General features: G+C 69.7%; 18 protein-coding genes. 8 read left to right on the top strand and 10 right to left on the bottom strand.

The window, feature by feature from the left end; genetic code table 11:
* Positions 1-279: 279 nt before the first annotated feature.
* The gene (locus tag ACOJUJ_RS11135; protein WP_420126947.1) at positions 280-540 is read right to left on the bottom strand and encodes a hypothetical protein; all 261 of its coding nucleotides are present in this window, start codon (positions 538-540) and stop codon (positions 280-282) included.
* Positions 541-836: 296 nt separating this feature from the next.
* Between ACOJUJ_RS11135 and ACOJUJ_RS11130 the strand changes: the two genes are divergently transcribed.
* The 8 genes from ACOJUJ_RS11130 (at position 837) to modC (ending at position 8705) form a co-directional block, all read left to right on the top strand.
* Positions 837-1628: a class I SAM-dependent methyltransferase gene (locus ACOJUJ_RS11130; RefSeq protein ID WP_420126946.1), complete on the top strand. Its 792-nt coding sequence runs from the start codon at positions 837-839 to the stop codon at positions 1626-1628.
* Between the two features lie 428 nt (positions 1629-2056).
* On the top strand, positions 2057-2872 hold the full coding sequence (locus ACOJUJ_RS11125; RefSeq protein ID WP_420126945.1) for a uridine kinase: 816 nt from the start codon (positions 2057-2059) through the stop codon (positions 2870-2872).
* A gap of 5 nt (positions 2873-2877) precedes the next feature.
* Entirely contained in the window at positions 2878-3723 is an 846-nt protein-coding gene (locus ACOJUJ_RS11120; RefSeq protein WP_420126944.1) for a uridylate kinase, read from the top strand.
* Complete coding sequence (locus tag ACOJUJ_RS11115) at positions 3695-4798, top strand: ABC transporter ATP-binding protein (RefSeq protein ID WP_420126943.1); 1104 nt, start codon at positions 3695-3697, stop codon at positions 4796-4798. The genes ACOJUJ_RS11120 and ACOJUJ_RS11115 overlap by 29 nt, the downstream gene beginning before the upstream one ends.
* A 397-nt stretch (positions 4799-5195) precedes the next feature.
* The gene (locus ACOJUJ_RS11110; RefSeq protein ID WP_420126942.1) at positions 5196-5969 is read left to right on the top strand and encodes an ABC transporter permease; all 774 of its coding nucleotides are present in this window, start codon (positions 5196-5198) and stop codon (positions 5967-5969) included.
* 110 nt (positions 5970-6079) lie between these two features.
* Positions 6080-6907, top strand: coding sequence for a molybdate ABC transporter substrate-binding protein (modA, locus tag ACOJUJ_RS11105; RefSeq protein ID WP_420126941.1), 828 nt, complete (start codon positions 6080-6082; stop codon positions 6905-6907).
* Positions 6904-7584, top strand: a complete 681-nt coding sequence (gene modB / locus ACOJUJ_RS11100) for a molybdate ABC transporter permease subunit (RefSeq protein ID WP_420126940.1) — start codon at positions 6904-6906, stop codon at positions 7582-7584. The genes modA and modB overlap by 4 nt, the downstream gene beginning before the upstream one ends.
* Positions 7581-8705 (top strand): molybdenum ABC transporter ATP-binding protein, encoded by a 1125-nt coding sequence (gene modC, locus ACOJUJ_RS11095; protein WP_420126939.1) that lies wholly within the window; start codon positions 7581-7583, stop codon positions 8703-8705. The genes modB and modC overlap by 4 nt, the downstream gene beginning before the upstream one ends.
* A 360-nt stretch (positions 8706-9065) precedes the next feature.
* Here the strand turns inward: modC and ACOJUJ_RS11090 are convergent, their stop codons facing one another.
* From ACOJUJ_RS11090 to ACOJUJ_RS11050, 9 genes are all read right to left on the bottom strand, one after another.
* Entirely contained in the window at positions 9066-11078 is a 2013-nt protein-coding gene (locus ACOJUJ_RS11090) for a multicopper oxidase family protein (RefSeq protein ID WP_420126938.1), read from the bottom strand.
* A 318-nt stretch (positions 11079-11396) separates the two neighbouring features.
* Positions 11397-11741, bottom strand: a complete 345-nt coding sequence (locus tag ACOJUJ_RS11085; RefSeq protein WP_420126937.1) for a DMT family protein — start codon at positions 11739-11741, stop codon at positions 11397-11399.
* A gap of 201 nt (positions 11742-11942) precedes the next feature.
* Complete coding sequence (hslU, locus tag ACOJUJ_RS11080) at positions 11943-13439, bottom strand: ATP-dependent protease ATPase subunit HslU (protein WP_420126936.1); 1497 nt, start codon at positions 13437-13439, stop codon at positions 11943-11945.
* 4 nt (positions 13440-13443) lie between these two features.
* A complete protein-coding gene (hslV, locus tag ACOJUJ_RS11075; protein ID WP_420126935.1) occupies positions 13444-14016 on the bottom strand; it encodes an ATP-dependent protease subunit HslV in 573 nt (190 codons plus the stop codon).
* Between the two features lie 636 nt (positions 14017-14652).
* On the bottom strand, positions 14653-15603 hold the full coding sequence (locus tag ACOJUJ_RS11070; RefSeq protein WP_420126934.1) for a tyrosine recombinase XerC: 951 nt from the start codon (positions 15601-15603) through the stop codon (positions 14653-14655).
* Complete coding sequence (trmFO, locus tag ACOJUJ_RS11065; protein WP_420126933.1) at positions 15600-16958, bottom strand: methylenetetrahydrofolate--tRNA-(uracil(54)-C(5))-methyltransferase (FADH(2)-oxidizing) TrmFO; 1359 nt, start codon at positions 16956-16958, stop codon at positions 15600-15602. Before trmFO ends, ACOJUJ_RS11070 begins: the two co-directional genes overlap by 4 nt.
* Positions 16959-17354: 396 nt before the next feature.
* Positions 17355-18152, bottom strand: a complete 798-nt coding sequence (locus ACOJUJ_RS11060; RefSeq protein WP_420126932.1) for a class I SAM-dependent methyltransferase — start codon at positions 18150-18152, stop codon at positions 17355-17357.
* 643 nt (positions 18153-18795) lie between these two features.
* Positions 18796-21573, bottom strand: a complete 2778-nt coding sequence (gene topA, locus ACOJUJ_RS11055; RefSeq protein ID WP_420126931.1) for a type I DNA topoisomerase — start codon at positions 21571-21573, stop codon at positions 18796-18798.
* On the bottom strand, positions 21573-22157 hold the full coding sequence (locus ACOJUJ_RS11050) for a shikimate kinase (RefSeq protein ID WP_420126930.1): 585 nt from the start codon (positions 22155-22157) through the stop codon (positions 21573-21575). The genes topA and ACOJUJ_RS11050 overlap by 1 nt, the downstream gene beginning before the upstream one ends.
* Positions 22158-22419: the final 262 nt, after the last annotated feature.

The following is a 22419-nucleotide window of genomic DNA, read 5'->3' as shown; positions in this document are numbered from 1 at the left end:
GAGAGGACAAGCGCCTCGAACTCGGCGAATCCGGATCCAGCGGCGGCGATAGGAAAGCACATGCACCCAATGTAAACTGGACGGGTGTTTGGGCGAGACCTCCCGCCGCGTCACGATGTCAACTTGGACAAAGTCGAGCTCAGGATGACAGTGGGCCGCCATGGGGAGCAGGTGAGATTTGGCAACACACTCTAAGGCTTACGGCGGCGGGACCCCGCGCGACAAGGCCGCGCCCGGTAATCGGGCGCGGCCTTTTTCGCGAAGCGGCGGAACCAGCCGTCAGCGTTCGGCGGGGGCGGCTTCCGGAGCGGCCGGGCGGCGGCCGTCGTCGCACACCAGGTTCACCACCTCTTCCAGCAGATCGGCGTTCAGGCGCGGATAGAAGCTGCGCGCCCGCTCCTCGATCTCCAGGCGGGTAGAGCCGGGGCGTACGGCCCCGCGAATGGTCTGTACGCGTGCCTCGCGCAGCGAGCGAGCCGTCTGTTCCGCGCGCCGTGCGCGCGCCGCGGCCATCTCGGCGGCCAGATCAAGAGTCGACAATGCGATATCCCCGGAGAAAAGAGTTCCCGTGTGCCGCGGATAAGATAACACGATCGCCGCATTTTCGCGCGGTGTTGCATCGAAGTGCGCGCTGTCGCCAGTCCACGACTGGCGGTTGGCGTCCAAATTCCCGCCACGGTGGTCCACCGCACCAACCACGTCGTGCACGATACGAACTGACCTGTTACGGCTTCCGGGATCAGAAAGATTTGCAAATAATGCGTCGGCAAGGTACAGTACCCGTAGCCGCACGGCAGCCCTCCCGAGAAGCCTTCTCTCCACACGCCCCTATCCCGATGCTCTACGACGACCAGGCGGCGGGGTTCGACGAGCGCGCGGGGGTGCCGGCGGATGCCGTCCAGGCGGTCGCGGCGGCGCTGGTGGAGATGGTGGGGCCGGTGGATGGACAGCGGTGGCTGGAGGTGGGCGCCGGGACGGGCGGACTTAGCCTGCCGCTGCTGCGCCTGCCGATCCACTACACGGGATTCGACCAGTCGCCCGCGATGCTGGAGGTGTTCCGCCAGCGCGCGGACGCGGCTGGGCTTGCCGCGGCGCTGCACGTGGCGGATGGGAACGCGCGCTGGACGGCGGAAGACGCGAGCACGGACGTGGTGTTTTCCGCCCGTGCGCTGCACCACCTGGACCCGGAGCACGCCGCCACGGAAACGCGCCGCGTGCTTCGCGCGCCCGGCGGATGGCTGGTGCTGGGCCGCGTCCGCCGCCCGCCGGATTCGCCCAAATCCATACTGCGGCGGCAGATGCGCAGGATGCTGCAGGCGCAGGGCTTCGCCGGGCGCAGCCACGAAGCGCGCGCGGGAGCCGTGTTCGCGGCGCTGGAGCGCGCGGGCGGCCTGCGGATGGAGCCGCGCGTCGCCGCCCGCTGGACCGGCGCGCACCGCCCCGCCGAATCCCTCGCATCGTGGGAGGGCAAGAGCGGGCTGGCCGGCATCGACGTCCCCGTCGAGGCCAAGGCGCGCGTCCTGGCAGAACTGCGCGACTGGGCCGCGGGGGAGTACGGCGATCTTGATCAGCCGCTCGATCAGGAAGAATCGTTCGAGCTGGATGCCATTCGCGTCCCCGCCGTCTGATCGCGCGGGGCGGATATGCGCGGGCGGGATCGCGGTGCTTCGGCGGGCCACGAGGTGCGGAGAGCAGATTCTCTCGTGCGCCAGGTTCCCGGCACCGAACGGTAGCGAGCGGCGCTCCCTCGAGCGGTCGATCCAGGGCGAGTGGCATCCCCTGCGCGGCTCACGCGGTAGCGGACGCGCGGGTGCACAGGCCGCACGGACGAAGCCGGCAGATTCACCCGGTAGCGGACGCGCGGGTGCCTGGAACGCCGCACACACCCGGGCCGCCGAGTCCACGAAGGTGGACTTTGTGTAGTTGTTGCAGCGAATTCATTCGCCCTTGCAAGGCGGACGGCACAGAGCCAGCCGATCCGCATCGACCGCTGACGAAACAAGGCTGGCCGAAGCACTCCACGTCTGCAATCCCCCATCCTCCACACCCACACCGCATGCAGAACGAACTCCTGACCGCGCTGGGCCAATCGCTCGTCTCGGGCAGCCTGACGGACGAGGCGCTGCTGGCGCGCACATCGGAGCACCCGCTGGTACAGATCCTTCCCGACGCCAACGTGGTCAAGGTGGGCGGGCAGAGCTTTATCGACCGCGGCCGCTCGGCGGTGTTCCCCCTGATCGACGAGATCTCGGCGAACCTGGGGCGGCACAAGATGATCATCGGCACGGGGGCCGGCACGCGCGCGCGGCACGCCTACAGCGTGGGCATCGACCTGGGGATGCCCACGGGCGTTCTGAGCGTCCTTGGCACCTTCGTGAGCATGCAGAACGCGCGGATGCTGCACTACCTGCTGGCCAAGCACGGCATCCCCTTCATCGAACCCGTGCAGTTTCCCCAGCTGCCGCTCTATCTGGCGGAGCGCGGCGCGGCCATCTTCTTCGGCATGCCGCCGTACACGTTCTGGCAAAAGAACCCCGCCATCGGCCGCATCCCCCCGCACCGCACGGACACGGGGTGCTTTCTGATCAGCGAGGTGTTCGGCACGCGGTCCATGATCTACGTGAAGGACGAGGACGGACTGTACACGGCGGACCCCAAGAAGGACCGCCACGCCAAGTTCATCCCCAGGATCTCGGTAAGCGAGCTCAAGGCGATGGACCTGGACGACGTGGTGGTGGAGCGCGCGGTGCTGGACATCATGCCCAACGCGGAAAACCGCCGCTCCATTCAGATCATCAACGGCCTGGTGCCGGGCAATCTGACCCGCGCGCTCGAAGGCGAGCCCGTCGGCACCATCATCACCGCGGACTGAGGACCATGAGCGATACCATTCTACAGCCGCGCACGGGGCCGGACGACCGCCACCACGTGCAGTCGATGCTGATGCGCGAGAGCCTGCTGGACAAGCAGGTGATGGCGTCGACGGAGAGCGACGTGGTCCGCATGCTCCCCGACGTGCACGTGGTGAAGGTGGGCGGCAGCTCCATCCTGGACCAGGGCCGCGCGGTCACCTACCCCGTGGTGGCGACGATCGGCGAGCTGCTGAAGGGCGGAAGCAAGCTGATCCTGGGCGTGGGCGGCGGGGTGCGCAGCCGCCACGTGTTCTCCATCGGCATCGACCTGGGTCTTCCGACGGGGGTGCTGGCCCAGGTGTCGGTGGCCGACGCGCTGGGCAACGCGCACATCCTGGGAACGCTGCTGTCGCCGTACGGGGTGGTGGCCATTCCGCCGGAGATCTTTGGCCACCTGTTGCCGCTGTTCATCCACAGCGCGCCGGGGGTGATCTTCAACGGCGTGCCGCCCTACTCCATCTGGGAGCATCCGCCGGAGCTGGGCCGCATTCCGCCGCACCGCACGGACGCGGGGTGCCTGATCCTGGGTGAGTGCTTCGGGTGCAAGTCCGTCACGCTGGTCAAGGACGTGGACGGGCTGTACACGGAGGATCCCAAGGAGAACCCGTCGGCCAGCTTTATCGACAGCATCGGCGCCAAGGAGCTGAAGAAGCGGCAGCTGAAGACCCTGCCGTTTGACGAGGTGCTGCCGGACGTGCTGATCAACGCGCGGCTGGTGAAGCAGTTCCAGGTGGTGAACGGGCGCGACCCGGACCGCATCGCGGCCGCCGTGCGCGGAGAACATGCCGGCACCATCGTCTACGCGGACTGACGCGGCCGTCCGGCTGTCGGGGGTGGGGAAGTCGTTCGGGTCCGTCCGCGCGCTGGACGGCATCGACCTCGCCATCCCCGCCGGCGCGCTGGTCGGCGTCATCGGCGGCAACGGATCGGGAAAGAGCACGCTACTGCGCATCCTGGCCGGGATCGTGGCGGCGGACGGCGGTCGGGCGGAGGTGCTGGGGATGGACCCGCGCCGCGACCGTTCGACGCTTCGCGCCAGGACGGCGTACGCGGAGCAGGACGCGGCGCTGGATCCGGACATGACCGGGTGGGAGACGCTGCGGCTCTTTCACGCCCTGCAGGGCCTTCCGCGCGGGGAGCGGGAGGCCCGCCTGTCCAGCGCGGTGGACCGGTTCGGGCTCGGCGCGTTTCTGGACCGGGCGGTGGGGACATGGTCGGGCGGGCAGCGGCGGCGGCTGCACCTGGCGCTGGCCACGCTGCACGCCCCCGCCCTGCTGATGCTGGACGAGCCCGCGGCCGGGCTGGACCCCGACGGCCGCCGCGACCTGTGGCGCCAGCTGGCGGAATACCGCGATTCGGGGGATGGAAACACGGCGCTGGTGGCGTCGCACGACCTGGCGGACGTGGCGGCGCACTGCGACCTGGCCGTGCTGCTGCACCAGGGCCACCTCATCGCCGTGGACGCGCCCGCCGCGCTGGCGGCGGCGCACGCCCGCGCGCGCACCGTGTTCACGCTCGCGCGCGAGGCGGCGGCGGAGGACGCGCTGGGGCCGCTGCTGGCGCGGCTCCCGGGCGTGCAGGAGGTGAGCATCAGCGGCGCCACCGTCGTCGTCTGGCGCGACGAGAGCCCGGACGGCGCGGATCCGCTGCTGGGGGTGCTCGCCCACGCCGGCCACACGGTGCGCGGCTACGCGCACCACGAGCCGGACCTCGCGGGCGCGTACTTTCGCCTGACGGGGAGCGCGTGGGCGGTGCCGGAGGTTGCGGCCGGGCGGGGCGATGGCGGAGGTGGAGGTCGGGGAGGCGGAGGAGGTGGGGGTGGAGGTGGCCGTCGGGGAGGTGGGGGTGGAGGGCGCGGAGGTGGGGGACGCGGGAGGGGTGGATGAGCAGGGATCTCGGCGTCCGACCGCAAGGGCGAATAAATTCGCGGCAACAACTACACAAAGTCCACCTGCGTGGACTCGGCGGCCCGGATGTGTGCGGCAGTCCAGGCTCCGGCGCGTCCGCAACCAGTCCGCGAAGGCGGACTTCGCGATTTTCCAGCGGCGATTTCAATCGCTCCTGGTGCGGATTTGGCGGCGGCTCGGCCATGTCCGGTATCCCACGCTCCCGCGCGTCCGCAACCAGGCGGATCGTCCGGCTCCGTCCATGGCGGTTGAAACCGCGGCTACAACTTCACGAAATCCGCCTGCGCGGATTCGGCGGCCGGACCGTGTGCGGCATTCCAGGCTCTGGCGCGTCCGCTACGGGAATCCCGTTGCGGTTGTGGCGCGGGAGGCGGGGATGAACGCGGCGCCGTTCTACGTAATGCAGCAGACGGCGCGGCGAAGCTGGCTCAAGACGCTGCGGCGGCCGGTGCCGCTGTCGTTCAGCTTTGTGCAGCCGCTGTTCTGGATCCTGATCTTCGGGTTCCTGTTTCACCGCTACGACCTGGGGCCGGGCTACTTTCGCATCCCCTACCTGACCTTTGTGCTCCCCGGCATCTGCGCCATGACGGTGCTGTTTGGCGCGTCACAGGCGGGGATCGAGGTTGTGCGCGATCTGCAGACGGGGTTCGCACAGCGGATGGCGCGCGCCACGCCGTATCCCGGCTGGATGCTGGGCGGCAAGCTGGCGGCGGACGTCTCCCGGCTGCTGGCGCAGGCGCTGGTGGTGGGGATGATCGGCAAGCTGCTGGGGGCGCGGCTGTGGATCGACTGGGGCGCCGTGTTGGTCTCCGCGCTGGGGCTGGCGCTGTTCGCGCTCGCCTACGCCAGCCTGTCGTGCTGGATCGCGCTCAAGACGCGGGCGCAGGAGAGCATGGCGGTGTTCGTCCACGTGGTGAACATGCCGCTGCTCTTTACCAGCACGGCACTCGTTCCCGCGCGGCAGATGCCGGGGTGGCTGGAGGCCGTCGCGCGCTGGAACCCGCTCACCCTGGTTTCCGACGCGCTGCGCACCTCCGTGCTCTTTGGGCAGATGCCGGACGCCGCGCGGCTCCTGCTTCCGCTGCTGCTTCTGGCCGTGCTCTGCTTCGCCGGCGCGCGGCGCGCGATGGCGAAGGCGGCGGAGGACTGATCCGCGCGAGGCGATTCGGGGCGGTTCGGAAGCTTCCGACAGCCTGTGCTGGGCGTGATTCTCGTGATTTCAGCCGTACGGACCTTTCCACATCGGGATCGATGAACACGGTGCAACGCAGATTCGCCCCCCTCACGGCGCTGCTGGTGATGCTGGCCGCGTGCGGAGGCGGTTCGGAAGAGGCAGCGAAGAGCGGCGCGGAGAAATCGTCCGGCGAAGCGGGGGGCGAGGTGATGGTGTTTGCCGCGGCCAGCCTGCGTGAGGCGATGGAGGAACTGGGCGCGGGGTTCGAAAAGGAGACGGGTGTCGAGATCGTCTTCAACTTCGCGGGGAGCAACGACCTGGCACACCAGATCGCGGCCACCCGCGGGCCCGACATCTTTCTGAGCGCCAGCAAGGCGTGGATGGACACGGTGCAGAGCGGCGGCCGCGTGCTGCCGGGGTCGCGGCGCGACCTGCTGTCCAACACGCTGGTGGTCGTCGCCAGCGCGCGCGACACGTCCACCGTCGCGGAACCGTGCGCGCTGGCCACGATGCCGTTCCGCAACCTGGCCATGGGCGACCCCGAGGCGGTGCCGGCGGGGACGTACGCGCGCGCCTGGCTGCGGTCGGTGCAGTGCGGCGGGCGGCCGCTATGGGACGCGGTGCAGGCGCGCGTGGCCCCCGCGCCCGACGTGCGCGCCGCGCTGGGGCTGGTGCTGGCGGACCCGCGGGTAATCGGCATCGTCTACAAGACCGACCAGATGGCCTTCGCCGACCGCACGCGCGTGCTGTACGAGGTGCGCGACGGCCCGGCGATCCGCACCGTGATCGCGCGGCTGACGGAGGGGCGCGGCGGAGAGAACGGCGCGCGCTTCTACGAGCACCTGGTGGGCGCCACCGGGGCGGAGGTGTTCCGCAAGCACGGCTTCGACCCGCTCCCCGCCGCCGCGCCGTGACCGCCACCGCGGCGGAGGTGCTGCGCAACACACTGCTCTGGGCCGCGCTGGCCACGGCGCTGGTGATGGTGCCGGGAATGCTGGTGGCGTACGTCCTGGCCCGGCGTGACTTCCGGGGCAAGCGCATCGTATCCACCCTCTTCTCCCTTCCCCTGGTCCTTCCGCCGACCGCGGTGGGCTACCTGCTGCTGCGCACCTTCGCGGTGGACGGCCCGCTGGGGCGCGACACGCTGGGGATCGACCTGGACGTGATCCTGAGCTGGAAGGCCGTCGTCATCGCCTGCGCGGTGATGGCGACGCCGCTGGTGGTCCGCACGGCGCGGGTGAGCTTTGAGGCGGTGGACCCACGCTACGAGGACATGGCGCGCACGCTGGGCCACGGCCGCGCCGCCACCTTTCTGCGCTACACCCTGCCGATGGCTCGCCGCGGGCTGATGGCGGCGCTCATCCTGGGCTTCACGCGCGCGGTGGGCGAGTTTGGCGCCACCATCATCCTGGCCGGCAACATCCCCGGCCGCACGCAGACGCTGGCGACGGCCATCTTCAGCGCGCAGCAGGCGGGGCGCGAGGGCGAGGCGAACGTGCTGCTGGTGATCGCCCTGGTGGCGGGATTCGCGGCCGTGTACGCCAGCGAGGCACTGTCGCAAAAGCAGGCCGCCGCCGCCACGCGCCGATGACGGACGCCACGCCGCTGCACGTGCAGGTGCGCCTGCCGCTGGACCGCTTTGACCTGGACGTCAACTTCACCACGACGCACCGGGTGACGGGCGTGTTCGGCGTGTCGGGATCGGGAAAGACCACGCTGCTGGAGACGGTGGCGGGGCTGCGGCGGGGGGCGCAGGGACGCGTCCGCCTGGGCGCCACGGACTGGCTGGATAGCGCGCGGCGGCTGCGCGTGCCCCCGGAGCGGCGGCACATCGGCTACGTGCCGCAGGACAGCCTGCTCTTTCCGCACCTGGACGTGCTTGGCAACCTGCACGCGGGGCGCGGGCGGGCGTTGCGCGGCGGCAACCACGTGGCAGAGACGATGGAGAACGTGGTGCGCGTGCTGGACCTGGCGCCGCTCCTGCGCCGGCCGGTGACCACGCTCTCCGGCGGCGAGCGGCAGCGGGTGGCGCTGGGGCGCGCGCTCTGCTCCGGCCCCCGCCTGCTGCTGCTGGACGAGCCGCTGGCGTCACTGGACGCCGGGCTGCGCCGCAAGGTGCTCCCCTTCCTGCACCGCGTGCAGGCGGAGTTCTCGCTCCCCATCCTGCTCGTTTCGCACAACCCGGTGGAGGTGCAGGCGCTGTGCGAGGACCTGGTGGTGCTGCGCGAGGGGCGCATCATCGCGCGGGGCGAGCCGCGGGCGGTGCTCACGCGGCCAGAGGTGTTTCCGCTGGCGGAGCACGAGGGGTTCGAGAACATGCTCCCCGCCCGCGTGATCGAGTCCGGCGCCGACACCAGCCGCGTCTCGCTGGGCACGGGCGCCGACGGCCCCGCGCTCACCGTTCCCCGCAGCGCCCTGCCCCCCGGCAGCGCGCTGCTTCTGAGCGTCCCCGCGGACGAGATCGTGCTGGCGCTGGAGCACCCCGCCGGCCTGTCCGCCCGCAACGCGGTCCCCGCCCGCGTTGAAGAGGTGCAGCGCGTGGGCCCCGTCTGCCTGGTCACCGCGCGCGTCGCCGCCGACTCGCCTCCCGTCGTCGCCGAGGTGACCGCAGACGCCAGTACCGAGCTTCACCTGGTCCCCGGCACCGTGCTCTTTCTCCTCATCAAGACCACCTCCGTCACGCTCTACGAAGATCCGGGGCAGGCCGGCTGACCGCTGCACCCGCGTCCGTCACCGAAGTCGTGGAGTGGATCGACGGTTCTCCAGATCGCGCATCAGGTGGTGCGATCGGCATATTCCGCCGCGCTCCGGAGACCCCTCCACCAATCCACATTCCCCTTCAAAAAAAACGCGGATGGCCCCCTGCCGCATTCCAGTTCTTGCGCGACCCGATACTCTCACTCACCCGTGCTCCGGCCTGGCACCGGCGACCGGAGCAAACGGCACGAACAAACTCCGTTGACTCCGTTGACTCCGTGTGAGGCCCATTCTTTTGCGAAGATGGTAAACAACAAAGAACCGCCCGGAGCGCGATGCCCCGGGCGGTTTCGTCGTTCATCCCGTCCGCCGCCGTCAGTGCCGATGGGGCTGCGATCCGCCCCCGTGGCCCGCTCCGGCACCGTGTCCCGATCCGAAGCCCGGCATCAGCATCTGCACGCCGCGCACGCGGCCGTCGGAGGCCTGGGCGGAGGACAGCGAGGGGAAGATCTCCAGGATCTGCATCATCCCGCGCTCTTCGTGGCCCAGGATGTGGCAGTGCATCACGAACTGCCCCGTGGGCGGACCGCATCCCTGGCACACGCTGCCGTCCGCGTTCAGGAAGGGCGCGTACTCCTGCCGCACGATGGCGTAGCCGGCGCGCGACACCGGCGTGGCACCGGTGCTGTCGACGTACGGCATGGGCAGCGGCAGCACGTCCATCCAGATCGGCGCGTTGTTGCGGGAGGCGGTGTTGATCATGGCGTAGTACTCCGCGTTGGGATCGCCGGAGCCGTACGCCACGTACACCACCTGGAACGGGTTGATGTGGATGTGGAACGGGTGGTTGATGGTGGTGCCCCGGTTCACCACCCGCCACGTCTGCGTCTGCCCGAACACCATCGGCTCCCGCCCGCCAGTGGAGGTGGTGGGGATGTAGACGGTGTTGCTCATCTGCATCCACGGGTTCTGCACCGTCCCCAGGTAGAACGTGGACGGGTTGGCCCGCGTGCGGTTGGACGGGGTGGAGTCGTTGAACACGATGGCGGGCATCGCCGCCGTGTCGCTGGTTCCCGACAGGTTGGCCAGGTACGGCGGCAGCGGCGGAAGCGTCGGCGGCAGCTGCGCCAGGGTGCAGGGACCGGCCCCGGCGCGCGCCGTCACGCGAAAGCGCACCACCGTCTGCGTGGACACCAGCGGCACGCCCGCGCGCTCCTTGCGCGACAGCTCGCCCTCGGGGTGCGTGACGTCGGCCTGCAGGTCGTGCAGCCCCGTGGTGCAGGGGGCGCGCACGAACGCGTCCAGGCGGTTGCCGGGCGCCACGAACAGCGCCGTGTCGGCCGTCACGGTGTCGTAGTTCACCGGGGCGTACTGCACCCCGTCACGCGCGATGTCGTACAGCGACGGCTCCTCGCCGGGCTTGTTGGCGAAGAGCAGCGCGTAGCTGGCCGAGGCCGCCACGTTCTCGTTCACCAGCCGCATGCGGATGATCTCGCCCGCGGCGATCTCGATGACCGGCTGGTACTGCCCGTTCACCAGCTTGACCAGCGGGATGGTCCGGTCCACCAGGTTCACGTTCGGCTGGATCTCCTGCACCGCCACCAGCACGTCGCGGATCCCCCGGGCCCGGGTAAGCGAGTCCAGCCCGCCCTGCTTTTCGTGGATGATGAACGCGCCCGCCATCCCGTTGGCCACCTGCGACGCCACCGAGCCGTGCTTGTGCGGGTGGTACCAGTGCGTGCCGGCGGCCTGGTTGGCGGGAACGCGGAACGAGTACTGGAACGAGTCGCCGGGCGCGATCTGCATCAGCACCGCGTCGGCCGGCTCCTGCGGCGACACGTGAAAGCCGTGGTAGTGGATGTTGGTGCTGTTGGGCCCGTGAAAGCAGTTGATCATCCGGTCCACGCTGCCCGGGGGCTGCGACGCAGGATACGCTTCGCACGCGCCCGGAAGCGTGTCAGGCGGAAGGCTGTTGATGAGCTTGATGTGTACCGAGTCGCCCTGCCAGATCCGGAAGGTGGGCCCGGGAAAGCCCACGATGCTGGTGTCGCGGTACGAGGTGCCGTTGGCCTCCAGCAGCCGGTAGGTGCGCAGCGTCTCCGTCCCCGGCTTGCTGCCCGGCACCGGCAGGTCGCGCACGACGGCCTCCATCACCACGTTCAGCACGCCGTTCTGCGACGCCACCACGATCGGCTGGCGCAGCGGCTGCCCCGAGTCGCTGGGGGCAACGCCCAGGATGGCCGCGTCCACCCCCCTGAGCGGACCCGCGCCGCCGGGCGGAAGGGGCGACGTGCGCGGTGCGGCGCACGCCGACAGCAGCACGGCCGCGGCAAACAGCAGCCGGCCGGGACGCGGCGGGGACGGATGGAACTCGGAACGCGTGATCATGAAGCCTCCTGAGGGAAACGTGGGGAACGGCCCTCCGGACCCGTGAACTTCAGGATCCGACCTGACGCCGGTGCGTCGCTGCAGGGCGGGCGGACAGGAACCGCCGCACCAGAAAAGCGGAGAGCAAGAAATACGAAAATGTCCCTCCCCGCCCGCATGTCCACACCGTAGTTATACTTGATGTGGACTGCGCAGGAGAATAGCCGCCTCCACCGCGAAATGCAAGGTAAAACAGTCTGTATCAGATCGTTACGCCACCCCGTCAGAACGTTACAACGGGGCCCGAAGGCGGACGCACGCGTGGCGCCGCGCCCGCCGTCAGCCGCGGAAGACGAAGTAGACCGCCCCGCACATGCACAGCGACGCCCACAGGTAGTTGAGCGAGATCGGCTGCTTCATGTACAGCACGGCAAAGGGGATGAAGACCGCCAGCGTGATCACCTCCTGCACGATCTTCAGCTGGCCCAGCGTCAGCACCTGAAAGCCCAGGCGGTTGGCGGGCACCTGCAGCACGTACTCGAAGAACGCGATCCCCCAGCTGGCGAAGATGGCGAGCAGGAGCGGACGGTGGTTGAGCGACTTCAGGTGGCCGTACCACGCGAAGGTCATGAACACGTTGGCGGCCGTCAGCAGCGCGACCGTCTTGAGCAGCGTCAGGGTCATACGGATGTGCGTCGGTAGTGGTCCTGGACCCGCGCGGGCCCATGGCGCGCGGCCGGCGGACGCGCCGCCGTTCGCCCGCTCGCGTTCCCCGCGCAAGGGGGACGATTCCCCCTGTCGCGGACAGGTGCAGAACGCGGACCGGCCCTCCCCCGGAATCCCGGGAGAGGGCCGAATCCGCATCCATCGTAAATCCGGCGAGGATCAAAGGATGTACTTGCGCAGGTCCTCGTCCTCGACGATGTCCTTCAGGCGGTCGCGGACGCGGTCGGGGTCGATGGTGATCTTCTTGTCCGCCAGGTCGGGAAGGTCGAACATCACGTCCTCCAGCAGCGTGGTGAGCACCGTGTGCAGCCGCCGCGCGCCGATGTTCTCCATCTTGACGTTCAGGTTCGCCGCCGTGCGGGCGATCTCGCGCACGCCGTCGCCCGTGAACTCCAGCTCCGCGCCGTCCGCCGCCGCCAGCGCGCGGTACTGCGTCACCAGCGCGTTCTTGGGCTCCTGCAGAATGCGGACAAAGTCGTCCTCGGTGAGCGTCGTAAGCTCCACGCGGATGGGAAAGCGGCCCTGCAGCTCGGGGATCAGGTCCGACGGCTTGCTGACGTGGAACGCGCCCGCCGCGATGAAGAGCATGTGGTCGGTGCGCACCATCCCGTACTTGGTCTGCACCGTGGAGCCTTCGACCACGGGGAGCAGGTCGCGCTGCACCCCTTCGCGCGAAACGTCGGGCCCCGACGCGCCACTGCGCTCGCCCGCGATCTTGTCGATCTCGTCGAGAAAGATGATGCCCATCTCTTCGCAGCGGTCCAGCGCCTCGTTGATCACCTCGTCCATGTTGACGAGCTTGTCCAGCTCGTCCTGCACCAGGATGCGGCGCGCCTCGGCCACCGTTACGCGGCGGCGCTTGGTGCGCTTGGGCAGCCACTCCTGCAGCATGTCCATGAAGTTGCCGTCCATGCCGCCGCCGGCGTCCATCCCGCCGCCCATCGGCACCATCATGTTCTCGATGGGCATGCTGTGGCTCACCTCGACCTCCACCTCGCGCTCTTCCAGCTTTCCGTCGCGCAGCAGCTGGCGAAACTTGTCGCGGGTGCGCTCGCGGCGCTCCTTGGTCTGCGCGTCCTCCGTCACCGGCTCGGCCTGCCCGCCGGCGTTGGCGAACCACACGCGCTGCTCGCCCTTTTCACCCGTCGGCTGCGGCTGCGGGGGGGCGTCGGGGGCGGGGAGCAGCAGGTCCAGCAGGCGCTCCTCGGCACGCTGCTCGGCCTGCTCCTGCACCTCGTCCTCGCGCTCGGTGCGCACCATGTTCACCGCCACGTCCACCAGGTCGCGCACCATGCTCTCCACGTCGCGGCCCACGTAGCCCACTTCGGTGAACTTGGACGCTTCGACCTTGACGAACGGCGCGCCGGCCAGGCGGGCCAGCCGGCGGGCGATCTCCGTCTTCCCCACGCCGGTGGGGCCGATCATGATGATGTTGTTGGGGACGATCTCCTCGCGCAGGTCCTCGCCCACGCGCTGACGGCGCCAGCGGTTGCGCAGCGCGATGGCCACGGCCTTTTTGGCCGCGTTCTGCCCCACGATGTACTTGTCCAGCTCGGCCACGATCTGCCGGGGCGTCATCTCGTCCAGCCAGAGCGGCTGCTCCGGCTGGCCGTCGGCTCCGGCGGCGGCCGCCACTTCGGTTTCGTTGGTCGCCATCGATTCAAACTTCCGGCGTGCGGGGGGATGGATTTCCGTCCAGCTCCAGCACGGTGATGTTGGTGTTGGTGTAGATGCAGATCTCGCCCGCGATCTCCAGCCCGCGCCGCACGATCTCGGCCGCGTTGAGCGGGGAGTATTCCTTGAGCGCCCGCGCGGCGGCCAGCGCGTAGCTGCCGCCGCTGCCGATGGCGACGATGTCGTCGTCGGGGGCGATCACGTCGCCGGTGCCGCTGATCATGTACAGGTTCTCGCGGTCGGCCACGGCCAGCAGCGCCTCGAGCCGGCGCAGGTAGCGGTCGCTGCGCCAGTCCTTGGCCAGCTCCACGGCGGCCTTGGACAGGTTGCCGGGGTAGCGCTCCAGCTTTTCCTCGAACTTCTCGAAGAGCGTGAACGCGTCGGCCACGGAGCCGGCGAACCCCGCGAGGATCCTGCCGTCGCGGAGCTTGCGCACCTTGGTGGCGCTGCTCTTGGCGACCACGTCGCCCATGGTGACCTGCCCGTCGCCGCCCAGCGCGACCTGCCCGTCGCGGCGCACCGCGAGGATGGTGGTGGCGTGGAAGGTAGTGATTGCCATGTATGACCGAAGTACGAGTACGAAAGTGCGAAAGTACGAAAGTTGGACTCGCTCCCGGCCCTCCGGACTCCAGGGTTTCCCCGGCCTCGCATGGAAGGGGATACCCGCGGCCTTGCAAGGGCGAATGGATTCGCTGCACCAACCACACGAAATCCGCCTGCGCGGATTGGCGGCCCCGGTGTTGGGGCCAGGCCGATGTGCGCCCCCGGCTCCGTTCCGGCGGTTGAAACCGCGGCTGGAACGCCACGAAGCCCGCCTGCGCGGGCTGCAGCCGCCAGCACTCACCCGCCCAACGAACCGCAGCGCCCGCCGATGAAGCCCCGCGCCGTTTGCGGGGCTTTCCGCGGTTGGTTGCGGCGCCCTCAGCCGCTCTCGCGCGCGGGGCTGACAAACTCGCGCCGCGCCAGCAGATACGCAAGCCGGAGCGCACAGAGGGCCGGTGTGGGTATTCCCCCCTGTTCCGCGCGCGGACGCGTACAATACGATCCTTGCCGCCGCACCGCGAACCGTCAGCAACACCAACCTCCCCCAGGTTTTTTTGGGGGAGGTGCGAGCCTGAGCGAGCGGAGGGGGCGCGGCGGACGCAGCGGGACGCCTGCCGAAGCGCACACCCTCACACCCTCACACCCTCACACCTCACGCTCGCGGATGCGCCTGCCGGTACACGCGCTTCAGCCGCTCCTTGCTGGTGTGCGTGTAGATCTGCGTCGTCGAGAGGCTGGCGTGGCCCAGCAGCTCCTTCACCGCCAGCAGGTCGGCGCCGGCATCCAGCATGTGGGTGGCAAAGGTGTGGCGGAGCGAGTGCGTGCTGAGCCCCGCCTCGCCCGCCACCTCGCGCAGAAAGTCGGTGACGATGTTCTGCACCTGCCGCACGCCCAATCGCCGCCCCGTCTGCCCCACGAACACCGCGCGCGCGTCCGGCCGCGTCGCCTGCCCCATGATGCGCGCGCGGGACTCGTAGTAGGTCCGCAGCGCCCGCACCGCCATCCCGCCAATCGGCACGATGCGCTCCTTCCTCCCCTTCCCCATCACCCGCAGCCGGTCGCTGATCAGATCGACGGAATCCATCCCCAGCCCCTGCAGCTCCGACACGCGCAGCCCGGCGGAGTAGAACAGCTCCACGATCGCCAGGTTGCGCTGGGCGCGAAATCCGCCGGCCTGGGCGCGCATCGTCGCCGTCTCGAAGAGCGCGTCCATCTGCTCGCGCGTCAGAAAGCCGGGGAGCGTGCGCTCCTTCTTGGGCGTGCGGGCGGCGCGGGCGGGGTTGGCCTGCACGCGCTCTTCCACGTGCAGAAAGCGGTAGAACGAGCGGACGGCGCTCAGCTTTCGGGCGATGCTGGTCCGCGCCAGGTCGCGGCGGGTGGCGCAGTCGCCCATCCATGCCCGGATGGCCAGCCGGTCCACCCCGCCCCACAACCACTCCGGCGCGCCGTAGTAGCGGTCCAGGAAGTCCGTGAACTCACGCAGGTCGTCCGCGTAGGCGCGCACCGTCTGCGGAGACAGCTGCCGCTCGTGCGCAACGTAGCGCATGAACGCGTCCAGCTCGCCCCCGCGCTGGACCTCGGCCGCCGCCCCCGCGTCGCTCATCGCGCCGCCGCGGCCTCCACGCCGCCGGTGACGCCGTTGGCCTCCATCCACGCCGCGAAGTCCGCGCGCCCGCGCTCCGACAGGATGGCGCGCTTCTCGTCCTTGTCCTTCACCCGACGATCGAGCGGATCCAGCAGGCCAAAGTTGCTGTTCATGGGCGCAAAGTGCTTGGGATCGCTCTCGCGCAGGTAGCGCATCAGCCCGCCCATCATCGTCGTGGGCGGGGGGACGACGGGCTCCAGGCCGCGGACGATGCGGTCCAGGTTCATCGCCGCCAGAATGCCGATCGCCGTCGACTCCGTGTATCCCTCCACTCCCGTCACCTGGCCGGCGAACAGCAGCTCCGGCCGGTCGCGCAGCGAGCCGTGCGTCGACAGGCGCGCGGGAAAGTTGAGGTACGTGTTGCGGTGGATGGATCCCCAGCGCAGGAACTCCGCGTCCTGCAGCCCCGGGATCATCCGGAAGATGCGCTTTTGCTCGGGGATGCGCAGCCGCGTCTGAAAGCCCACCAGGTTCCACAGCTGCCCCGCGCGGTCCTCGCGCCGCAGCTGGACCACCGCGTGCGCCCACTTGCCGTCGAACTGCGGCACGGGCAGCCCCACGGGCTTCATCGGCCCGAAGCGCAGCGTCTCGGGCCCGCGGTGCGCCATCACCTCGATCGGCAGGCACCCCTCGAAGTAGGGGACGTTCTCCCAGTCGTGCCCCGCGTGCTCCTCGCCGGACTTGAGCGCTTCGATGAAGGCCTCGTACTGCTCCTTCGTCATCGGCGCGTTCAGGTAGTCGCCCGCGGACTCCTCGCCCTTGCCCCAGCGGCTGGCGAAAAAGAGCGTGTCCATGTCCAGCGAATCGGCGCTGACCACGGGCGCGATGGCGTCGAAAAAGGCCAGCCCCTCGTCGCCCAGCGCGCGGCGGATGGAGGTGGAGAGCGCGTCGCTGGTCAGCGGTCCGGTGGCGACGATGGCGGGGCCGTCCGGCAGCTCCGTCACCTCTTCGCGGCGCACGTGGATGCGGGGGTTGGAGGCGATGGCGGCCGTCATCCGCTGGGCGAACTCGCCGCGGTCCACGGTGAGCGCGGTGCCGCCGGGGATGCGCGACTCGCGGGCGCACGCCAGCAGCAGGGAGCCGCCCACGCCCAGCGCGTCCATCTCCAGCTTGAGCAGGCCGTGCGCGTTGGACGGGTCTTCGCTCTTGAAGGTGTTGGAGCAGACGATCTCGCCCAGCAGTTCCGTCTTGTGCGCCTCCGTGCCGCGCACGGGCCGCATCTCGTACAGGTTCACGTCGTGCCCGCGCTCCGCGAGCTGCCACGCCGCCTCCGAGCCCGAAAGCCCGCCTCCGACCACCGTTACCTCGGCCATCTTCTATCCCTCACGGTTTTGATACTGCAACTGCTTCGGCAGATTGCGTTTACTGCACGATTCGCGCGACCCGCGGGGGGCCCTCCCCCAGCCCCTCCCCGTTCGTTCCTCACGGAGAGGGGAGTATTCGATCCCGCTTCGACGAGGTGCGTCGCACCTCCCTCCCCCACGCAGTTTGTGGGAGGGCCGGGGAGGGGGGCGGCCCACCATCTCGCACCCCACGATCCGAAGCAGCTCAATCCATGCCCCACGACAACCTCCCCCAGTCTTGGGGGAGGTGGGCGAGTGGTGCTCGCCTGGAGGGGGCGCCGCCTCTCACACCCTCCATCCGCAGCGCCCCGCCGCCCGTGGTGTATCCCCCCTCCCGCGCAGTTTGCGGGAGGGGGTGGCGCGCTCTCAGGCGCCGCCGGGGGAGGGCCTCTGCGAAAAGCGCTGCTTCCGCGTCCGCCCGGCGAGCTTCTTCATCAGCGTCACGAGCTTGTACTTCAAGCTTACCATGGAGTCGAACTGGATCTGCTTCGTGTCGCCCGAGGTTTTGTGCGCCAGGGCCAGGATCTCGTCCAGCACCTTGAAGCGCGAGTAGCTGGGATGTTGCATGACGAGGAGGCGAAAGATGGCCTCGACGTGGGCCTCGCGGTACTCGTCTTCCGCAAGCTGGTCCGTCGGCACGCCGGCGGCGGTCTTCAGGCCGCTGCGCGCCTCCTCTTGCGCCGACGTCCACAGCAGATCGTCGAACATGATCCACCCGCCCGGGCGGAGCAGCTTGTCGACCATGAAGAACGCCGCGCCGTCGTGCGTCCAGTTCTTACATCCGTCGATGAAGCAGAAGTCGTAGCAGGGCGCGCAGACATGATCGGCGGTCTGCTGCTCGATCTTCTTCTTCAGGAACCACGTGTACGACGTGTTCTCGCGCGCCACCGTGACGTAGCTCGCCAGCCCCGTCCGCGCGAGCAGCGTTTCGATGGTGGGATCGAACCACTCCTTGCTGCCCAGCAGGTCCACGGTGGTCAGGTGGCCTCTGCCCAACTCGTGCAGCGCGGCCGCGATGTAGCAGCTGCTGACCCCGTGCGCGAACCCCAGTTCCAGGCACTGCTCCGGTCGCGTGTCCATCACGAAGTCGTAGAACACCCGTCCCTTGTGCGGGCTGGTATACGGAATCCCGTCCAGAAGGGGAGCGATCTTGTCGAACTTCATCCCTCCTCCTTTCGGCCGGAATGCCCGTGGGTGACGACAACAGAGACCGCGCGAGTATAGCCGAGACGGCACGTGCGGGACAGTCCGCGTGCTCACCAGATCGAGAGCGGAGCCGGCCTCGCACGGCGTCCGCGGGGTGCCCCTCCCCCGGCCCCTCCCCGTTCGTTCCTCACGGAGAGGGGAGAACTACATGTTGCCACTGGATTCGAGCTCGACGACCAGTATCGAACTTCGTCCGCGGACGCCCCCTCGTGCTCCAAGGAGAGGGGAGCATTCGATCGCGCTCCGGACGGTGCGTCGCACCTCCCTCCCCCGCGCAGTTTGCGGGGGAGGGCCGGGGAGGGGGGCGGCCCACCATCCCGCACCATCCTCTCGCCGAAGCATCGCATCCCCTGCCCCACACCCAACCTCCCCCAGGTTTGTTGGGGGAGGTGGGCGAGTGGTGCTCGCCCGGAGGGGGCGCCGCCCCTCGCACCCGCTCGTCCGAAGCGTCCCACCGCCCATGCCGTGTATCCCCCCTCCCGCGCAGTTTGCGGGAGGGGGTGGCGCGCTCTCAGGCGCCGCCGGGGGAGGCCCCAAACGCAGTGCCCTCCCCCGAACCCGGAGGAGGGCAATCCAGCGTTCCGCCAGCGCGCCGCCGCGCCTACTTCTTCGGCTTCTTGGCGGCGGTGCGGCTGCTTGCCGTCTTGGACGCGGTGCGCGCCGTCGACTTGGCGGCCGCGGTGCGGGCGGAGGCGGCGGTCCGGGACTTCGCCGCGCGCGCCGGCGTCTTGGCCGCCGTGTCCGCCTTGGACTTGGATCCCGACTTCGACGCGGGACGCGCCGTCCGCGCGCCGCCGGCACGGCCCCCACGCGCACCCTTCTTGGCGGGCGGCCCGGCCGCCTCGCGCTCGGCGAGCAGCGTGACGGCCTGCTCCAGCGTCACCTCGTCCGGCCCGGTACCCTTGGGGATGGACGCGTTCACCGCGCCGTGCTTTACGTACGGGCCGTAGCGCCCCTCGAACAGGTTCACCGGCTCCCCGTCTTTGGGGTGCGCGCCGATCGTGCGGAGCGGCTCGATGGCCGCGCGCTGGCCGCGTCCGCCCTTGGGCTGCGAGATCAGCTCCAGCGCGCGGGCCAGATCCACCGTGTACACGTCGTCCGTCTTGGCCAGCGAGCGAAAGTCGCCGTCGTGCACCACGTACGGTCCAAAGCGCCCCGCGTTGGCCTGGATCTCCTTCCCCGTCTCCGGGTGCGTACCCAGCGTGCGCGGAAGGGAAAGCAGCTTGAGCGCGAAGTCCAGCTTCAGGTCCGCGGGGTTCATCCCCTTGGGGAGCGAGGCGCGCTTGGGCTTCGACTTCGATCCCTCCTCCGCCTCGCCCAGCTGCACGTAGGGGCCAAAGCGCCCCTGCAGCATCAGGATCGGCTTGCCGGTCACGGGATCGTTCCCCAGCACGTCCGGCCCCTCGGCCTTGGCGCGGACCAGCTCCGACACCTGCTCCGCCGTCAGGTCCGCCGGCGCGATCCCCTCGGGCAGCGAGGCGGTGAAGGTTTCGCCGTCCGCCTCCGTCTCCGCGAAGGGGCCAAAGCGGCCGATGCGCACCCGCGCGCCCAGGTCCTCCAGGATCACCGTCGACGCCTCGCGGGGGTCGATGGACTCCTGCCCCCGCTTTACCGTCTCGTCCAGCCCGTCCGCCCCAAGGAAGAAATCGCGCAGGTAGGGAAGCCACTGCGCCTCTCCCTCGGCGATCTCGTCCAGCTCCTCCTCCATCTTCGCCGTGAACTTGGTATCCACGAGCGACGGGAAGTTCTTTTCCAGCAGCCCGGTGACGGCGAACGCCGTGAAGGTGGGGACCAGCTGGTTGCTCACCCGCTCCACGTACCCGCGGTCGATCACCGTGCCGATGATGCTGGCGTAGGTGCTGGGGCGGCCGATCCCCTCCTGCTCCAGCATCTTGACCAGCGTGGCCTCGGTGTAGCGCGCGGGCGGCTGCGTGGCGTGGCTCAGCGCCTCCAGCGCGCGCAGCGCCAGGTCATCGCCGGCGGCCAGCGGCGGCAGCGGCTCCTCGCGGTCCTCCAGCGCCGCGTCGGGATCGTCCTGCCCCTCCACGTAGGCGCGGAAGAAGCCGGGAAAGTCGATGCGCTTGCCGGAGGCGCGGAAGGTGGCGTTGTCCGCCTGGATGGTCGCCGTCAGATAGGTAAGCCGCGCCTCGGCCATCTGGCTGGCCACGGTGCGCTTCCAGATCAGGTCGTACAGCGCGCCTTCCACGCCGGTCAGCCGCAGCTCCTCCACCGTGCGCATCTCCGTCCCGGCGGGGCGGATGGCCTCGTGGGCCTCCTGCGCGCCCTTGGACTTGGTCGTGAACTGGCGCGGCTGAGGGCTGAGGTAGTTGTCGCCGTACAGCGAGCGGATGCGGCTGCGCGACGCCTTGATGGCCTGCTCGCTCAGGTGGACGCTGTCCGTACGCATGTACGTGATCAGGCCCTCCTCGTACAGCCGCTGGGCGATGCGCATGGTGTCGCGCGCGCTCAGCCGCAGCTTGCGGTTGGCCTCCTGCTGCAGCGTCGACGTGGTGAACGGGGGATACGGACGGCGCACCGTGGGCTTTTCGTCCGTCTCCGCCACCTTCCACCCCGACGCGCGCAGCCGCTCCTGCAGCGCCGTCGCCTGCTCGCCGTCCAGGAGAACGACGTCGTTGGACTTCAGCCGCCCCGTGTTCTCGTCGAAGTCGCGCCCCGCCGCCACCCGCTTGCCGCCCACCGCCGTCAGCACCGCGGTAAAGGGGGTGATGCCGCGCAGCAGCGTGGCCTTCAGGTCCCAGTACGTCGCCGAGCGAAAGGCACGCCGCTCCCGCTCGCGATTGACCAGCAGGCGGACGGCCACGGACTGCACGCGACCGGCGGAAAGGCCGGTGGCGATCTTCTTCCATAGCAGCGGGCTGACCGTGTAACCGACGAGCCGGTCCAGGATGCGCCGCGTTTCCTGCGCGCGCACCAGGTCCTCGTCGATCTGGCGGGGGCTGGCCAGCGCCGCGCGGATGGCCTCGGGAGTGATCTCGTGAAAGACGATGCGCGAGATGGGCACCCTGGGGTTCAGCACCTGCACCAGGTGCCACCCAATGCTCTCCCCCTCGCGGTCTTCGTCGGTCGCGACGATCAGCTCGTCCGCGTCCTTGAGCAGCGCCTTGAGCTCGGAGACGATCTTGGCCTTTTTGCCGGGCACGATGTACAGCGGCTCGAAGTCCGCGTCCACGTTCACCCCCAGCCGCGCCCACTCCTGGCCCTTGTACTTGGCGGGGATGTCGGTCGCGGATTCGGGCAGGTCGCGCACGTGGCCCATGCTGGCCGCCACGCGGTACCCCGCCGGCAGAAAGCCGCGGATCGTCTTGGCCTTCGTGGGCGACTCCACCACCACCAGCCGCGTGTTGTTCTTGCCCGCCATCAGTCGTTCCAGGGGGATTCCCCGCGCGTTTCAGCGGGCGTCTTGGCCCGGGCGCGGATCACATTGTGGATTTCGTCCGCCAGCTCGCTCACGGACCTGCCGTCGGTAAGCACCTCGACGTCGGCGCGGGCGTAGAAGCCTTCGCGCTCCGCCAGCAGGCGGCGGACAGCCGCCAGCGGATCGGCACCGGCGAGCAAGGGGCGTTCCCCCGGCTCCGCGCCGGCGCGCCGCACGGCCTCTTCGGGAGATACCTTCAGCCAGACGCAGAGGGTGCCGGCGCCCAGCGATTGCAGCAGATCGGGGTTGGTGATCCACCCGCCGCCGGGGGAAAGGACGATCCCGGTGCGTTCCGCGACGCGGGCGGTGGCCTCCGCCTCCATCCGCCGGAACGCCGCCTCGCCCTCCGCCGCGAAGATCTCGCGGACCGCCCGCCCCGCCGCGCGCTCGATCTCGCGGTCCAGGTCCAGGTGCGTCCACCCCAGCCGCCGGGCCAGTTCCGCCCCCACCGCCGACTTTCCCGACGCCATCATCCCCACCAGGACGACGCGGGTGATGGAAAGGTCAGCGGAAGATGGGCTCGTCACGGCGATTTGTCGAATGGCATCGAACCGCGCCCGCGGCGCCCCCTCCGCTCGCTCAGGCGCGCCACCCCCCCCGAAAACCCTGGGGGAGGTTGGGTCGGCGACGGATCAGGATTCAGCGAACAGCATCGAACTGACGCCCGCCAGGGTGCCCCTCCCCGCTCCTCCCTCGCGGAGAGGGGAGCCCATCGCTGCGTCGGGCCGGCACCACCCCTCCCCCGCAGTTTGGGGGAGGGGGTGGGACGCCGTTGCGAGGAACGAGCAA

It is taken from the genome of Longimicrobium sp., from assembly GCF_048594345.1.
In the GTDB taxonomy this organism is placed as follows: domain Bacteria; phylum Gemmatimonadota; class Gemmatimonadetes; order Longimicrobiales; family Longimicrobiaceae; genus Longimicrobium.
The sequence above is the reverse complement of the archived record's forward strand: the minus strand, read 5'-3'. Positions and strand labels throughout refer to the sequence as shown.

Coding starts and splice junctions, on each gene's coding strand:
- hslU (WP_420126936.1), bottom strand. CDS start 13,439: ATGGCGACCAACGAAACCGAAGTGGCGGCCGCCGCCGGAGCCGACGGC.
- ACOJUJ_RS11060 (WP_420126932.1), bottom strand. CDS start 18,152: ATGAAGTTCGACAAGATCGCTCCCCTTCTGGACGGGATTCCGTATACC.
- ACOJUJ_RS11130 (WP_420126946.1), top strand. CDS start 837: ATGCTCTACGACGACCAGGCGGCGGGGTTCGACGAGCGCGCGGGGGTG.
- hslV (WP_420126935.1), bottom strand. CDS start 14,016: ATGGCAATCACTACCTTCCACGCCACCACCATCCTCGCGGTGCGCCGC.
- modC (WP_420126939.1), top strand. CDS start 7,581: ATGACGGACGCCACGCCGCTGCACGTGCAGGTGCGCCTGCCGCTGGAC.
- topA (WP_420126931.1), bottom strand. CDS start 21,573: ATGGCGGGCAAGAACAACACGCGGCTGGTGGTGGTGGAGTCGCCCACG.
- trmFO (WP_420126933.1), bottom strand. CDS start 16,958: ATGGCCGAGGTAACGGTGGTCGGAGGCGGGCTTTCGGGCTCGGAGGCG.
- ACOJUJ_RS11110 (WP_420126942.1), top strand. CDS start 5,196: ATGAACGCGGCGCCGTTCTACGTAATGCAGCAGACGGCGCGGCGAAGC.
- ACOJUJ_RS11115 (WP_420126943.1), top strand. CDS start 3,695: ATGCCGGCACCATCGTCTACGCGGACTGACGCGGCCGTCCGGCTGTCG.
- ACOJUJ_RS11090 (WP_420126938.1), bottom strand. CDS start 11,078: ATGATCACGCGTTCCGAGTTCCATCCGTCCCCGCCGCGTCCCGGCCGG.
- ACOJUJ_RS11125 (WP_420126945.1), top strand. CDS start 2,057: ATGCAGAACGAACTCCTGACCGCGCTGGGCCAATCGCTCGTCTCGGGC.
- ACOJUJ_RS11120 (WP_420126944.1), top strand. CDS start 2,878: ATGAGCGATACCATTCTACAGCCGCGCACGGGGCCGGACGACCGCCAC.
- ACOJUJ_RS11070 (WP_420126934.1), bottom strand. CDS start 15,603: ATGAGCGACGCGGGGGCGGCGGCCGAGGTCCAGCGCGGGGGCGAGCTG.
- ACOJUJ_RS11085 (WP_420126937.1), bottom strand. CDS start 11,741: ATGACCCTGACGCTGCTCAAGACGGTCGCGCTGCTGACGGCCGCCAAC.